This window comes from Enterobacter sp. JUb54 (genome assembly GCF_014298075.1).
GTDB lineage: Bacteria > Pseudomonadota > Gammaproteobacteria > Enterobacterales > Enterobacteriaceae > Klebsiella > Klebsiella lignicola.
Window position 1 is genome coordinate 712,000 of the sequence record NZ_CP060418.1, and the last position, 15,847, is coordinate 727,846.

11 protein-coding genes and 1 pseudogene are annotated in these 15,847 nt (G+C 56.0%); 7 read left to right on the forward strand and 5 right to left on the reverse strand.

Annotated features, from left to right (window positions below; all coding sequences use genetic code 11):
• The first annotated feature begins 81 nt into the window (after nucleotides 1-81).
• Entirely contained in the window at nucleotides 82-1,572 is a 1,491-nt protein-coding gene (locus HF679_RS03215) for an alpha/beta hydrolase (RefSeq protein ID WP_154144838.1), read from the forward strand.
• A 125-nt stretch (nucleotides 1,573-1,697) separates the two neighbouring features.
• The gene (gene pagP, locus HF679_RS03220) at nucleotides 1,698-2,273 is read left to right on the forward strand and encodes a lipid IV(A) palmitoyltransferase PagP (protein WP_154144836.1); all 576 of its coding nucleotides are present in this window, start codon (nucleotides 1,698-1,700) and stop codon (nucleotides 2,271-2,273) included.
• Nucleotides 2,274-2,283: 10 nt separating this feature from the next.
• Here the strand turns inward: pagP and HF679_RS03225 are convergent, their stop codons facing one another.
• From HF679_RS03225 to HF679_RS03235, 3 genes are read right to left on the reverse strand one after another with little or no spacing between them, the layout of a single operon-like run.
• A complete protein-coding gene (locus HF679_RS03225) occupies nucleotides 2,284-3,207 on the reverse strand; it encodes an acyltransferase (RefSeq protein ID WP_174508149.1) in 924 nt (307 codons plus the stop codon).
• Between the two features lie 38 nt (nucleotides 3,208-3,245).
• Nucleotides 3,246-6,308: an efflux RND transporter permease subunit gene (locus HF679_RS03230; RefSeq protein WP_187042602.1), complete on the reverse strand. Its 3,063-nt coding sequence runs from the start codon at nucleotides 6,306-6,308 to the stop codon at nucleotides 3,246-3,248.
• Nucleotides 6,308-7,393 (reverse strand): efflux RND transporter periplasmic adaptor subunit, encoded by a 1,086-nt coding sequence (locus tag HF679_RS03235; protein ID WP_174508066.1) that lies wholly within the window; start codon nucleotides 7,391-7,393, stop codon nucleotides 6,308-6,310. The genes HF679_RS03230 and HF679_RS03235 overlap by 1 nt, the downstream gene beginning before the upstream one ends.
• A gap of 532 nt (nucleotides 7,394-7,925) precedes the next feature.
• Between HF679_RS03235 and HF679_RS03240 the strand changes: the two genes are divergently transcribed.
• From HF679_RS03240 to HF679_RS24960, 4 genes and pseudogenes are all read left to right on the forward strand, one after another.
• Nucleotides 7,926-8,357 carry a universal stress protein gene (locus tag HF679_RS03240; RefSeq protein WP_154144828.1) on the forward strand — a complete coding sequence of 144 codons (432 nt, stop codon included), beginning with the start codon at nucleotides 7,926-7,928 and terminating at the stop codon, nucleotides 8,355-8,357.
• A gap of 50 nt (nucleotides 8,358-8,407) precedes the next feature.
• Nucleotides 8,408-11,095, forward strand: coding sequence for a cation-transporting P-type ATPase (locus HF679_RS03245; RefSeq protein ID WP_154144826.1), 2,688 nt, complete (start codon nucleotides 8,408-8,410; stop codon nucleotides 11,093-11,095).
• A gap of 205 nt (nucleotides 11,096-11,300) precedes the next feature.
• Complete coding sequence (locus tag HF679_RS03250) at nucleotides 11,301-11,900, forward strand: hypothetical protein (protein ID WP_174508068.1); 600 nt, start codon at nucleotides 11,301-11,303, stop codon at nucleotides 11,898-11,900.
• 134 nt (nucleotides 11,901-12,034) lie between these two features.
• Nucleotides 12,035-12,277: pseudogene (locus tag HF679_RS24960) on the forward strand (type II toxin-antitoxin system YafO family toxin); the annotation flags it as partial.
• A gap of 106 nt (nucleotides 12,278-12,383) precedes the next feature.
• Here HF679_RS24960 and HF679_RS03260 read toward each other — a convergent pair.
• Together HF679_RS03260 and ldcA are read right to left on the reverse strand one after the other, a co-directional pair.
• The gene (locus HF679_RS03260) at nucleotides 12,384-14,117 is read right to left on the reverse strand and encodes a potassium/proton antiporter (protein ID WP_123754840.1); all 1,734 of its coding nucleotides are present in this window, start codon (nucleotides 14,115-14,117) and stop codon (nucleotides 12,384-12,386) included.
• Nucleotides 14,118-14,208: 91 nt separating this feature from the next.
• Nucleotides 14,209-15,123: a muramoyltetrapeptide carboxypeptidase gene (gene ldcA / locus HF679_RS03265; protein WP_187042603.1), complete on the reverse strand. Its 915-nt coding sequence runs from the start codon at nucleotides 15,121-15,123 to the stop codon at nucleotides 14,209-14,211.
• A gap of 95 nt (nucleotides 15,124-15,218) precedes the next feature.
• Here ldcA and emtA point away from each other — a divergent pair, with 95 nt between their 5' ends.
• The gene (gene emtA / locus HF679_RS03270) at nucleotides 15,219-15,830 is read left to right on the forward strand and encodes a membrane-bound lytic murein transglycosylase EmtA (RefSeq protein WP_123754838.1); all 612 of its coding nucleotides are present in this window, start codon (nucleotides 15,219-15,221) and stop codon (nucleotides 15,828-15,830) included.
• The last annotated feature ends 17 nt before the right edge of the window (nucleotides 15,831-15,847 follow it).

The window sequence follows — 15,847 nt, forward strand, 5'->3', positions numbered from 1 at the left end:
ATCAGGCCCGCCAACTGGCAAGAATGCCCATGACATGACTACAATGCACGTGCAAACAGCGTCGATTATGGGATAGCAATAATGAGTTTTGCCCGATACCTCAATAAAGCGGGTCTGACAGTGGCCTCGCTAATCAAAAAGATGGCGATTGGCCTGCTTATCATGGTGATCGTTTTTTTTGCCGGGCGAATTTACGAGACGCAGCGGGGGCCGGCACTGCATCCGTGGCATACCTGGTCCGCTGATGAAATGTCCGCCGCTGAGATTGATCGCACCACCTTCGCGGGGTATCAGGCGCGAGAAGCGGCGATTTTTCGCGATATGAAGACCGAGCTGATGGACAGGCTTGATGATGATGATAAAACGCCGCTTAACCGCTTTTACGCCCACAGTCAGGTCTACCCGCAACAGTTTCAGCCTGACTGGAATCGCTCCTTTGTGCTGCTGCCCGAGGGGACCCCGCGCGGTGCTGCAGTGCTGCTGCATGGGCTGACGGACTCGCCCTACAGCGTGCGCTATCTGGCCGTCGCCTACCAGCAACAGGGGTTTGTTGCCGTGGTGCCGAGGCTGCCGGGGCACGGTACTGCACCAGGATCGCTGACCGCCGTAGACTGGCAGCAGTGGCTGGCGACAACCCGACTGGCGGTGCGCGAAGCTACCCGGCTGGCCGGAGGAAAAGCACCGCTGCATGTGATCGGCTATTCCAACGGCGGTGCGCTGGCGCTGAAATATGCGCTCGACGCGCTGGATGATAAAACCTTGCCTGAGCCGCAGCAGATAGTCCTGCTGTCGCCGATGATCGGGGTGACCGCCTTTGCCCGCTTTGCCGGGCTGACGGGGTTACCGGCGGTGTTTCCGGCTTTTGCGCGGGCGGCATGGCTTAACGTGGTGCCCGAGTTTAACCCTTATAAATACAACTCCTTCCCGGTGAAGGCGGCCCGGCAGTCGTGGCTATTAACCCAGGCGCTGCAGGAGCAAATCGTGCAGGACTCCCGCACGCAGCGTCTGGCGGCGCTGGCGCCGGTGCTGACGTTTCAGTCGGTGATGGACTCTACGGTCAGCACCCGGGCGGTGGTGGAGTCGCTGTATCGCTATTTGCCGGATAACGGCAGCGAGCTGGTGGTATTTGATATCAACCAGGCCGCGAATTTACGCGCGCTGTTTCGACCCGCGGTCTATACCGCGCTCAGCACCCTCCTGCCGCCGGTGCCGCGGCGATACAGCACCACGGTGATCACCAATGCCTCGCCCACGACCTACGAAGCCGTCGCCCGTACTACGCCGGCAGGCGAGAACACGGAACAGGTGGTGCCGTTGAACCTGGCGTGGCCGCAGGATATGTATTCCCTTTCGCACGTGGCGGTGCCGTTCCCGATGAGCGATTCGCTGTATGGCCGCGAGCCGACGCAAAAGAATCGTTATGGCATCAGCATCGGTACTATTTCGCTGCGTGGCGAAACCACCACCCTGAGCGTCGGGCTGGATACGCTGATGCGCGTCACCTCCAACCCGTTCTTCCCATATATGATGGCGCGTATTCAGCAACATAATGCCCAGCCGTCAGCAAAATAGATCTTAGCGAACGGCCATAAGCACGGCGTATTACCAGTAATTGGGATCGGCGAAATTTGCAAAGCGTGGTTATTATTTCCAGAATAAATAACTTACCGCTGATTTTTTTCTTTAAGGAAAAACCTATGCAACAGTGTCGGCCGATCGTGTGGGGAACCCTGATGCTTTTCGCTTCTGCGGTGCAGGCTGAGGAGCCGGTTTACGGTGAAAAGCGTATCAGCGGCTGGTGGAACTGGCTGAAAAATGACGTTTCGCAAACCTGGAATCAGCCGCAAAACTATGACCTGTATCTGCCGTTTCTGAGCTGGCACAACCGCTTAACCTACGATAAAGAGAAAACGGATAACTACAATGAGATGCCCTGGGGCGGCGGCTTCGGCTTCTCTCGTTATCATGATGACGGCGACTGGAGTTCGCTGTATGCCATGATGTTTAAGGATTCGCATAACAAGTGGCAGCCGATCGTCGGCTACGGCTGGGAGAAGGGCTGGTATCTGGATAGCCAGAAGGATTTCCGCCTTGGACTCGGGGTGACCGCCGGGATCACCGCCCGTGATGATTTCGCGAATTACGTCCCTTTGCCGATTATTCTGCCGCTATTCTCCGCCAGCTACCGGCGGCTGAGCGTACAGTTCACCTATATTCCTGGTACCTACAACAACGGTAACGTCCTGTTTGCCTGGCTCCGCTATGGCTTTTAATCCCGCACTATTAAAGAGTGATCACTTTTTTAGCGACAGAATTTGATAGCGCCAGCATTGAAATCAAGACCGAGGCGATAAACGTCAGGGCAATCAGAATTAATTTTGTCGTCAGCGACCCGATCGGAATAAGCGCGCTAAGCAGATGGAAAATGGAGTAATGAAGAATATAGACCCCGGTCATCGTTTTGCTGATTGCCGCCAGAATACTCTCTTTAAACTCACTGTTTTTGCGAAAACGGACGCCGTTTGCCGCAATAACCAGCGCGACAACCAGAATATAAATTTGCGAACCCGTCAGAATGAACGCATTTCTATCGGCCTTAAACAGCGCAAAAAAGAAATGACGTTCATAAAACCAGGTGAAAATATAAATAAACGGGATGGCGATCATCGCGGCTTTAACCACCTTATCGCGACTGAGCCAGCGAACAACCAGCGGATCGTTAAACAGCTGGCCGGTTAAATAGAACAGCAGCCAGGTCCACAGGCGGTACTGCGGCGCCAGGGTTAGCGCATGAATGTCGGGGTAGAGAACCGCCAGCAGATCGTAGCCGTACGAGAAAAGCAGCAAGCCGAACACCACGCTAAAAAACAGCCTTCTGCGCAGGCTTAGCCATTCGACCACCGGGTGAAAGGTATAAATCACAATAAAGGCGAAGACAAACCACGGCTGGATAAGATAGCCGCGCTGGTAAGGCTCCCAGAGATAGTAAATCGTCACCCAGAACAGAAAGACGATCACCACGCTTTTAATTTTGCCCATCTGCCAGCGGGCGTTGTGCCGGGACTGCGCATCGAGATAGCCCGCCACCACAAAAAACAGCGGGGTGGCGATGGTCGAGATAAACGTCAGAAAACCGAGGATCCAGTGATAGTCGTAATCATAGCGATCCCAGGTGTTATAGATGGTAAAGAACGTTACCGCCGTCATGCATCCCAGCGTTTTAATAATATTCAGCCCGGTGGTGTTCATTGTGGTTGCGGCTTATCCTCGTGGTGGAAACAGGCGTAAATCACCGGCAGAACCAGCAGCGTCAGGATGGTCGCGAAACCGAGCCCGAACATGATAACCACCGCCATACTCTGGAAGAATACGTCCAGCAGCAGCGGCGCCAGCCCGAGCACGGTGGTGAAGGCGGTGAGCAGAATAGGGCGCAAGCGCGAGGTTGCCGCATAGATAATCGCCTCGTGCTGTGGTTTTTCCTCTTTTTGCTGCTCAATCTCTTCCACCAGCACGATGCCGTTGCGGATCAGCATGCCACTCAGGCTCAGTAAACCGATAAGCGCCATAAAGCCGAACGGGATACCGGTCATTAAAAAGCCCGGCGTCACGCCGATCAGCGCCAGCGGCACGGTCAGCCAGATGGCAACGGCATTTTTCAACGAGCTGAACATCAGCACGGTGATGACAAACATCACCAGATACCCTAATGGCAGGGTGGTGAACAGTCCCTGCTGCGCTTCGCTGGAGTTCTCGGCATCGCCTCCCCACTCAATGCTGTATCCGTGCGGCAGGCTGAGTGCGTTAATCTGCGGCTGCACGCGCGCCAGAACGTCGCCCGGAGTTTGATTGCTCAGCGGGTCCGGATCGGTCATCACCGTGAGTACGCGGCTGCGGTCGCGGCGGAGAATCAACGGATCTTCCCATTCGAGATTAAAGCCGCTGACCACGTTGCTCAGCGGAATATATTGCTGACGGCTCTGGCTCCACACCAGCACGTTGTTCAGATGGTTCGCATCCTGACGTTCATCGGCAGGCGGGCGCACCACCACCGGCAGCAGGTCGGCCCCTTCGCGGTATAGCCCCGCGCGGCTGCCGGAAAAGTTCATCTGCAGCGCCTCATCGATATCCTGCTTATCGACCCCCAGTTCGCGGCCGAGGGTAGGTGAATACTGCGGGCGGATCGTTTTGCTGCGGTTTTGCCAGTCGTTACGCACGCTGCTGATGGCCGGATCTGCGGTGAGGATTGCGCTGACCTGGCTGGCTATTAGCCGCAATCTGTCGGGGTCCGGGCCTTTAACCCGCACCTCGATGGCACTGTCGCCGGACGGGCCGAACATCACCCGTTGGCTGCTGGCATTCACCTGCGGATAGTGGCGGGCAATGTAGGCATCCACGTGGCGAGTGAGGGCGGCTATATTGCGCTGGTCGTCCATGCGTACCATGATCTGCGCATAGTTGCTGTACTGCCGCTGGCCGCTGTAGGTGAGGATAAAGCGCATGCTGCCCTGGCCGACGGTCGCCACGGTCGTCACCACGCCGGGCTGGCCGTTAATCGCGGTTTCGATATCGCTGGCCATTTTTTCTGTCGAAGCAATATCGGTGCCGTAGGGTAGCCACAGATCAACAAAAAAGATCGGCGTGTTGGATGACGGGAAAAAGTTCTGTCGCACCGAACCGAATCCCCAGATAGCGGCGGCCAGCAGCGCGGCCATCACCACCAGGGTGGCGGTTTTCTGCAGCAACAGGGCGTTGAGGATCTTCTGATAGCTGCGGTAAAAGCCGCCACGGTAGGGATCGGCCTCGGCGGCGGGCGCCGGGGAGGCGTTGCCTTTGAACAACCACCATTTGATCAGCACCGGGGTAATGGTGAGCGCCGAGAACCAGCTGAGCATCAGGGAGATTAACAGCACCTGGAACAGCGATTTGCAATACTCCCCGGTCGAGTCCTGCGACAGGCCGATTGGCGCAAAGGCGAGGATCGCAATCACGGTTGCCCCCAGCAGGGGCAGGGCGGAGCGGCGGATCACATAGTTGATGGCGGTGAGCAGCGTCGATCCCTGCTGGCGGGCAATCAGCACCCCTTCGACAATCACAATGGCATTATCGACCAGCATACTGAGGGCGATGATCAGCGCCCCCAGCGAAATCCGCTGCAGCTCGATACCCCACAGATACATAATCAGCAGCGTGCCCAGCACGTTGAGGGCCAGCGAGAAGGCAATGATAATCCCGCTGCGAACGCCCATAAAAATCAGCAGCACGCCGACAACAATGGCCAGCGCCATCAGGAAATTAGTGATAAAGCCGTTAACCGAGTGGCCGACTTCCGCCGCCTGATCGTAGAACAGATCGATATGGATCCCGGCGGGTTTTTCCGCCGACATTTGGGCAAGCTTTGCCTCCAGCGCGCGGCCAACATCAATGACGTTGACGCCTGGAATAAACGACACGCCCATCGTCACCGCCTGGCGACCGTTGGCGTGGTAGATGCTGGAGGGCGTTTCGCTCAGGCCGCGGGATATTGTCGCGATATCCCGCAAGCGGGTGGCGGCCCCCGTGCCGTGCGGGTTGATCGGCAGGTCGCCCAGCTCGTCGATATTCTCAAATTCCCCGGTCGGATGCAGGCGAATGGACTCGCTACCGGATCTGATCTCCCCGGCGCTGGAAACGACGTTCAGGCGGCCGAGAATGGCGGAAAGCTGGTTGAGCGTAATGCCGCGGGCGGCCATTTTAGGCAAAGAGATATCAATATTCACTTGCTGGGGGATCTCGCCGCCGATGGCGACTTTGCCGACGCCGGGCACCAGTACCAGCTCCCGACGCAGCTGTTCGGCGTAGCGGGCAAGCTCTGGGTTGGTAAAATTATCGCCGGAAATCGCAAAGAAGAAGCCGAACACATCGCCGAAATCATCGTTTACGAAAGGCGTAACCACCCCAGGCGGGAAGAGGCGGGCCGCATCGCCGACCCGGCGGCGCAGCTCATCCCAAATTTGTGGTAGCTCGTTGGAGTGGTAATTCGAGGCGATATTAACGGTAATCTGCGACAGTCCGTTGGATGAAATCGAGCTGACGTTATCGAGATAGGGCAGCTGTTGCAGGGCGTTTTCCAGCGGAAGGGTGACCTCTTCTTCGACCTGCTGCGCCGAGGCGCCCGGATAGTGGGTAATGACTACCGCCGTTTTGATGGTAAAGGCCGGGTCTTCCAGGCGCCCGATATTGAGCAAGGCGAAAATACCGCCAACGCCCAGCAGCAGAATGGATAACCACACGCGAACGGGATTATTAATAAACTGGCGAGAGATATCCATTACAGGCCTCGTTCACGCGTCCAGATACGCACCGGCTGTTGCGCATGCAATTCGTTTACCCCAGCCGCCACCACGCGCTCGCCGACACTGAGTCCCTCGGTGATCACCACCCCCTGGGTTGTGACCTGCCCGACCCGCACTTTGCGGTCTTCCAGCTGCAGCTGTTCTCCATCACCTTTGATCACCCACACGTGTGGCTCATTGCGTTGATGATTATCGGGATTGAACACCGCTTCAACCGGAACCACCAGCGCTTCGCGGCCCGCGTTGGCGGGCAGGTTTGCCAGATTTATCGTCACGGTGCCGCTGACGCCGCCCACCGTCGGGAAGTCCGCCGGGCGTGGCATGGTCAAAATCACCTGCCAGGTGAGGGTATTGTTGTCGCTGCTGCCGGAATGCTCTTTGTACTCGGCGGTGAACTGGCGATCCGGCAGGGAGTTGATTTTCACGATCGGGCGATACTGCGCGTTGCGGATATCAAAGGCGGTAAACAGGTTTTCCGGGATGCTGAACACCACGTCGAGGAGATCGGTGCGCGTCAGGGTCACAACGGTCTGGCCAGCGGCAACCACCTGGTGATTGCGGACCGGCACGCTGGCCGCAATCCCGCTAAATGGCGCGTTAAGCGTCATCTGGTCGAGCTCTTCGCGAGCAATTTTCAACGCGGCATTGGCCGAATCACGGCTGGCACGCTGGACGTCCATTTCGGCTTTTGAAATCGCCTGGCGGCCTGCGAGGGTCTGAAAACGGTCGAACTGCCGCTGAGCGAGGGTGGCGGCGGTTTGTCGTTCATTTAAACGCTGCTGGGCTTCCCGCGCGTTGAGACGGGCGAGCGCCTGTCCTTGCGTGATACTTGCCCCCTGGCGCACGTCGAGTGATTCAATCTGGCCGCCACGTTTAAACGACAGGTCCGTAGAGTCCCCGGACTCGATACGCGCAGGGAAAATACGCTGCTGTGAATCGCCGACGGCGGTCACCTCCACCACTTTAACCATTCGCGGAAGTGGTGTGACCTGCGGCGCTTTCTGATCGCAAGCTGTTGTTATTAAAATAACAACAGGAATGAGAGAAAAATAACGGTTCACTGTATTCCCCTCAGAGCTAAATGGTTTATTTTACATATTGTTTACAATCATTGGGGTTATTCAGCCAAAGCAGAAACAACGACATAAGTTAATAACCCTGTGGCCGTGCAGGCGATTATTGCCAGGGCGATAAAGAGGCTCAGGCGAAACAGATTATAACCAAACATCGTTACTCCTTCAGTGTTAATCATATGGCAAGAAATATCTCATCTACTTAATTATTGAATGGTTTTTGCAGGCGCTGTTGCTCCTGATTATGAGCATAGTCGTAGAAAAGCGGAAATGTTAAAAAGAGTAAAAATTGCCCTTATGTCGACGATTTGCTGCCGTTTGCAGCCGATTTGTCTGAGGGTGGTGGCCTCTGTGATGTTTATTAATATAATAATTGGTAGTTTCATAATGTTAACAGTCCTGTGCTACGTTTAATTATACCGACTTCTGCGCCAGCTTTGGTTCTTGAGATTCTTTCCTCAATACGACACGTTGGGCGTTATTCGCCCTCTATTCTATTGGTAACAAAAGGATTGTTTCTATGTATAAAAATATACTGGTCCCGGTTGATGTCTTTGAAATCGGCCTGGCCGACAAAGCGTTATCCCATGCACAATTTCTGGCTAAAAGCGCTTCCGGGAAAATTCACTTACTACACGTAAACCCACTTTTCTCTCCTGAACTAACGCGCGGATTTATTTCTGATGCGCGAAAAATGGATGACTATCTGATTAAAAACTCTGAGGAAAAACTTAGCGAGTTGGCCAAAAAGTCGACCCTCGACGAGAGTGATATCCGCATTCATGTACGCAGCGGCAATATCCGTGATGAAGTGATAAAGCTGGCCGATGAACTGCAGGCTGACGTGGTGATTATTGGCTCGCGCAACCCCAATATTCAGACGCATTTGCTGGGCTCTGAGGCGGCAAGCATCGTTCGTTATGCTCACGTTCCGGTTTTTGTTGTGCGTTAAGGGCGGCCTGACGCTGTTCTGATTTCCGTTACAGGAGTGAGGGGATAACTATGAGTACAGACAAACCGGGAGGCCCGTTCTACAGGCTCTCCGTCGATGAAACCCTGACCAGCACCAACAGTTCCTCCGAAGGTATTAGCAGTGCCGAAGCGGCCTCGCGACTCCAGCAGTACGGCGAGAACGCGTTACCGCAAAAGCCGGGCAAGCCCGCGTGGCTACGCTTCCTGGCGCATTTCAACGATGTCCTGATTTACGTCCTGCTGGCTGCCGCGCTCTTGACGGCGGTCATGGGGCACTGGGTCGATACCCTCGTGATTCTGGGGGTCGCGGTCATCAACGCCCTGATCGGGCATATTCAGGAAAGTAATGCGGAAAAATCGCTGCAGAGCATTCGCAATATGCTGTCCAGCGAGGCGGTGGTCGTCCGTCAGGGCAACCATGAAACGGTGCCAACCACCGCGCTGGTGCCTGGGGATATCGTGGTGATCCGCGCCGGCGACCGGATCCCGGCCGACCTGCGGGTGATTGAAGCCCACAATCTGCGGGTGGAAGAGGCGATACTCACCGGCGAGTCGACGGTGGTGGAAAAAAGCACCGACGCGCTGAGCGGCGACCTGCCCCTCGGCGATCGTACCAACCTGCTGTTTTCGGGAACCACGGTCAGCTCCGGCGGGGGCAAAGGCCTCGTGGTGGCGACCGGCGGCGATACCGAGCTTGGCCATATCAACCAGATGATGGCGGATATTGAAAAGCACCGGACACCGCTGCTGGTTCAGATGGATAAGCTGGGTAAAGCCATCTTTATCATCATTCTGGTGATGATGGCGGCGCTGTTTGTCTTCAGCCTGCTGTTCCGCGATATGCCGGTTTCAGAGCTGATGCTCTCGCTGATCAGCCTTGCGGTGGCGTCGGTGCCGGAAGGGTTGCCAGCCATCATCTCGATTATTCTCTCGCTCGGCGTGCAGACCATGGCGCGGCAGAAGGCGATCATTCGTAAGCTGCCGACCGTTGAGACTCTCGGAGCGATGACGGTGATTTGCTCGGACAAAACCGGGACGCTGACCATGAACGAGATGACGGTCAAAGCCGTCATTACGGCGGATACCGTCTACCGGGTCGAAGGCGATAGCTATGAGCCGATTGGTAATATTCATCCTGTAGATGGTTCCGGGCCGGTGGTGGTTGCCCCCGGTACGTTGCTTGAGCGCTATTTGCGAACCATTGATCTCTGTAATGACAGCCAACTGATCAAGGATGAAACCGGGTTATGGAAAATCACCGGCGGCCCAACGGAAGGGGCGCTGAAGGTGCTGGCGGCGAAAATCGCGCTGCCGACGCTGGCAACCGAGTTGCGCAGTAAGATCCCTTTCGATTCGCAGTACAAATATATGTCGACGCTGTATCGGATCGGGGATGAAGAGATGATCTTAATTACCGGTGCCCCGGATGTTCTGTTCCGGCTGTGTCAGCAGCAGCAGACGGATGATGGCCTGCAGCCGCTGGATCAGCCCTACTGGGAAGCCAAAATTGAAGAGTACGCGCGGGAAGGGTTGCGTATGGTGGCGGCGGCGTGGAAACCTGCGGCCAGCGGGCAAACCGAACTGACGCATCAGGATTTACAGCAAGGGGTGATCCTTCTCGGTATTGCCGGGATGATGGATCCGCCGCGTCCGGAGGCGATTACGGCGATTGGCGACTGCCTGCAGGCAGGGATCCGGGTGAAGATGATCACCGGCGATCATCCGCAAACGGCGATGAGCATCGGCAAAATGCTCGGCATTGGCAATGCGGAAAATGCCATCACCGGGCGTGAACTGGAGGTGATGGACGACCAGCAGCTCAGCGAAGCCGCGCAGAAATTTGATATTTTCGCCCGTACCAGCCCGGAGGATAAATTCCGCCTGGTGCAGGCGCTGCAGAGCAGAAAAGAGGTCGTAGGGATGACCGGCGACGGGGTCAACGATGCACCGGCGCTGAAGCAAGCTGATGTCGGGATTGCCATGGGCATCAAGGGAACCGAGGTGACCAAGGAAGCGGCCGATATGGTGCTGACGGATGATAACTTCGCCACCATCGCCAGTGCGGTCAGAGAAGGGCGGCGGGTGTACGATAACCTGAAGAAAACCATCCTCTTTATTATGCCGACCAACCTGGCGCAGGGGCTGTTAATCATCATTGCGCTGCTGGCGGGTAATTTAATCCCATTGACCCCGGTGCTGATCCTCTGGATGAACATGGCGACCTCCGCCACGCTCTCCTTCGGCCTGGCGTTTGAGGCCGGCGAGAAGAACATTATGCAGCGGCCGCCGCGCGATCCGAAACTGCATGTGATGGATGGTTTTGCTATCTGGAGGGTGATATTTGTTGGTTCGATGATTGCCGTGAGCGCCTTCGTTCTGGAAGCCTGGCTCCAGCCGCGCGGCTACTCGCCGGAGTTTATTCGCACCGTCCTGCTGCAAACCCTGGTAACAGCCCAGTGGTTTTATATGCTCAACTGCCGCATATCCGACGGCTTCTCTCTGAGTAAAGGATTGCTGGCAAACCGCGGTATCTGGATCGTCAGCGGCGTCCTGCTGGTGTTGCAGCTGCTGATCATCTACGCGCCGTTCATGCAGATGCTGTTCGGGACCACCGCGCTGCCGTTCCGCTACTGGGTGATCACCTTTATCATCGGATTTGTGATGTTCCTGATTGTGGAAGTGGAAAAGCCGTTAACCCGCAAATGGCGTACCGCCTGAAGCAAGGGGCCGCCGAGTCGCGTATTACCCAGCCCGCTTATGTTCAGACTGAGCGGGCTTTTTCATGATGACGCGGGGTATTGCAAAAGAGAAAAAAGGCTCCGGAGCGTATAATACTGGCAGGGCGCACGGGTTACTTGCTATGGACTTTTGTCACTGGCTATTTAATGCGCTACCATGAGACCTCATTTACCAGGTTTTAAATATGAAAAAAATGAAAAAGAGCAGAGCAGCATCTATGGCAGCGTTAATGGCGCTGTCGATGGGGCCGATCCCTGCTAATGCTGTGGGTTATCGGGATATCACGCCGCACAGCACTGAAGCGAATACCACACTGCAGTCGCTGCATGAAGAAGTGGTATATATCTCAATCAGCGAGGCAACCAGACTACTGGCTGAAATTGCGGAGCGTCAGCGTTTCCACCTGATAAACTTGCGTGCTGAATGGGAAGTAAAACAAACGCCCATTGATATGAAAAAGCAGTCCCCTCTTGTTCAGAAACATCTGGTAAAAGAGTATAAACAACGGATTACCATTGCTGCGGGTTATATCGAAGCGGTAAAAATGGCTCTTCAGGAAACCCTGGATGAAGCGCTACGAGAAGAGATAACCACGTTCGGGCGTGCAGCTGCAAAATTACGTAATACGGCAGAAGATACACTGGCGTTCATTGAACAGACTAACCCGCCCAAAAAAACGTCATCAACGCCGATTAGCGCTAGTGGGGATGATGTCAGAGCGTTAATTCATGCTGAGCATAAAGCGCTGGGACTAAATCCACCGGGCTTTGATCGGGTTTCATAATGGTGAGAGTTTCTGTTCACAAGGATGTTGAACTGCCTGAGATCGCTGCGCAATATGCGCAGGTGCTGGAGATCTGGAAGAAACACCACACACTCCCTGATTTTTTCGGCAATGAGGGGTAGTGGGAAGAGAATCGCAGGTTGTGCGATTCTTACGTTTACAAAATCCATATTCAGCTTCCCGATCAACCGGCCTGGAAGCCGCACACTCCTCAGGCAGCCAGAAAATCAAATCATTATCTCGTCTACTCGCGGCACTGGCTGGATGACGATCGCTATCAGGTTATCAGTATCATGAGTCCCGACGCCCATGAAAAAGCCAAAACCTCATTTATGACTGAGCTTGAGCGCCGGGCAGAAGAATTTCAGAACAGTTAAACAAAAGCCTCGCATCTGCGAGGCTTTTGTTTTTTCGAGGTCTTTATGTGGACCGTTGATTGATAAAATATAAATATCAAGTGATTCGGTGTTGATATGAGGCGGGTTACTCCGCCTCATCTTCTGCGACGCGGACCCCGACCTTCAGAACGTGGTCATCCTCTTTTTCCGCGACCGTCCACAGCATGCCGGCGAATTCTACCTGGTCACCGACAACCGGAGCGGCGCCGAGCAGATGCTGAACCACATCGCCCAGCGACTGCTGGCTATCGTTAAAATCATCCACGTCATCGAGACCGTAAATTTGCGCCACATCGACAAATTTGGCACTGGCATCGAGAATAAAGTCCCCGAAGAAACGCTGATCGAGCGCCACCGGCGGCGACTGGCTGAACATTTTACCCAGCGCCGGCAGGTCACGCTCGCGGCCAATCACGCACAGAATATCCCCTTCCAGCAGGCGGGTGCTGCCGGTCGGGTGCAGCAGGACATTGTCGCGGAACAGGGCGGCAATACGGGTTTCCGGCGGCATATGTAAGTCACGCAGCGCCGCGCCAACGCACCATTTGTCTGCGCTGAGCTGGTAGACGAACTGCTCCCAGGGGTTCTCCGGGTGAATATCCAACCCGACGCGGGAAATGGGCCAGCCGACCGGCGGTACCACCACTTTGGCTTTTTTGGCCGCCCAGGAGAGGGACGTCCCCTGTAACAGCAGCGACACCAGCACCACGAAGAAGGCGACATTGAAGAACAAGCGCGCGTTTTCAAGGCCGGCCATCATCGGGAAGACGGCGAGAATGATCGGCACCGCGCCGCGCAGCCCCACCCAGCTGATAAACACCCGCTCGCGCAGGTTAAACCCGCGAAACGGCAGCAGACCGGCAAACACCGACAGCGGACGGGCCACAAAAATCATCCACATGGAGAGCAGCAGCGCCGGGATGGCGATAGGCCACAGATCCGACGGGGTGAGCAGCAGCCCGAGCACCAGGAACATGGCAATCTGCGCCAGCCACGCCAGTCCGTCGAAGTTTTGCAGGATCCCATGACGGTTACGAATCGGTCGGTTCCCCAGCAGGAAGCCGCACAGATATACCGCCAGAATGCCGCTGCCGTCGAGGGTGGTGGTTACCGCAAAAATCATAATCCCGCCGCTGAGCGCCAGCAGCGGATAGAGCCCGGTCGGCAGCACGATGCGGTTTATCATCTGCAACAGCAGATAACCGCCGCCGAGGCCAATCGCAATCCCGAGGCCGAACTGCTGCACGATATGGACGGCGAACATCCAGCTCAGGCCGCTTTCATGCTGCTGAATCATCTCGATAAGCGTAATGGTCAGGAACACCGCCATCGGGTCGTTGCTGCCGGATTCGATCTCCAGGGTGGAGCCGACACGTTCGTTCAGGCCTTTGCCGCCGAGCAGCGAGAAGACCGCCGCCGCATCGGTGGAGCCGACAATCGCGCCGATCAGCAAGCCTTCGATAAGATCGAGATGGAACAGCCAGGCGGCCATCAGCCCGGTCAGGCAGGAGGTGATCAGGACGCCGACGGTCGCCAGCGAGAGCGCGGGCCAGAGGGCAACGCGAAAGGAGCTGGCCTGGGTGCGCATACCGCCGTCAAGCAGGATCACCGCCAGCGCCAGGTTACTCACCATGTACGCGAAAGGGTAATTGTCAAAAGGGATGCCGCCGATACCGTCAACCCCGGCCAGCATACCAATGGCAAGGAAGATAACCAGAATCGGGATGCCCAGGCGCGAAGAAAAGGAACTCAATAAAATGCTACAGGTTACTAATACAGAACCCAGAATAAACAGGCTAATGACCGCACCGGCGTCCAATGTTGACGTACTCCTTACTGCGTGAATTTTTTAGACAATGAGGCTCAGTTTACCAACCCTCGGAGTATCCTGAAATGTGTAACAGAAGATTTTATTCTGTTAGCACCGGATGCCCGCTGAGCGTTAAGGTCGTGGTGATGTCGCGATGCACCAGCCGCGCGTTTGCGCCAAGCGGCAGGGTGACGGTTCGCTGTTCGTGGCCGAAATCCAGCCCGCTAATCACCGGGATATCCAGCTGGGTGCGCAGATAGTCGTAGACTGCCGGCAGGTCATAACCGGCGTCGTAATCGTTCGGGTTCGCGCCGCTGAAGCTGCCGAGGATCAGCGCCTGCTGGCGGGCGAGAACGCCGCTGTGCAGCAGCTGCAGCAGCATGCGCTCGACGCGGAATGGATGCTCGTTAATATCTTCCAGCACCAGAATGCCGTCGCTAATCTGCGGCATCCACGGGGTGCCCATCAGCGATGTGAGCATCGCCAGGTTGCCGCCCCACAGGGTGCCTTCGACATCACAGGGCTGGCCATCGCCCGGCCATTCAAGGGTAAATTCCGGGCTGCGCAGCGCCTGCCAGAAGTGGTGCCATGTAAACGCGTTCATCGTTTCCGCACCAAAGTTACCTGCCAGCATCGGACCGCTGAAGGTGATTATGCTACTCTTTGCCAGCAGGCCCATTTGAATCGCTGTGAAATCACTGTGGCCGCAGATTAAAAGCGGATTTTCCCGCTGGCGTGCGGCCAGGGCCTGCCAGTCGATATCCGGCAGCAGGCGGCTGGCGCCGTAACCGCCGCGCACCGGCATCACGATGCGGTTAGGGCCTTCGAGGGTAGCCAGCTGGTTAATATCGTTCAGGCGCTCATGTTCAGTTCCGGCAAAGCGCTGTTGCCGACGGGGGATGACCTCCTGGTGCATCACCTGATGTCCGGCCTCCTGCAGACGTTCAACGCCGCGGAGCGCCGCCTCCTGGTTAATGCAGTAGCCTGAAGGGGCAACCAGATAAAACTGAGACATGACAATTCCTTGCTAAGAATGAAAGGGTTATCATGCCGCCTGGAGGGATTATTGTCATCTCCAGACGGCAAACTTCAGCCAATAAGGATAGATGTGTGAAATTGAGATGGTGTGTTTTTTTGATGGTATTGTTGGCCGGTTGTAGCTCGAAAAAGGATTATCGTAACCCGCCGTGGAACGCTGAAGTTCCGGTCAAGCGGGCGATGCAGTGGATGCCGATCAGTGAAAAAGCCGGTGCGGCATGGGGCGTTGACCCGCAGCTGGTGACGGCGATTATCGCCATTGAATCTGGCGGTAACCCAACGGTGGTCAGTAAATCCGGCGCGGTAGGCCTGATGCAGCTGAAGCCTTCAACATCGGGTCGCGACGTTTACCAACGCATGGGCTGGCGGGGTGAGCCGTCGGTGAGCGAGCTGAAAAATCCCGAACGCAATATCTCAATGGGGACCGCTTACCTGAGCATCCTCGAAAACGGCCCGCTTGCCGGGATTAAAGACCCGCAGGTGATGCGCTATGCGGTGGTGGTTTCCTACGCCAACGGCGCCGGGGCGCTGCTGCGCACGTTCTCTTCGAATCGCCAGGATGCGATTGATGAGATCAATGATATGGATGCCGATGAGTTCTTTGAACACGTGGCGAAGAAGCATCCGGCACCGCAGGCCCCCCGCTATATCTGGAAGCTGCAGCAGGCGCTGGACGCCATGTAGCCATCTGGAGCAAGCCC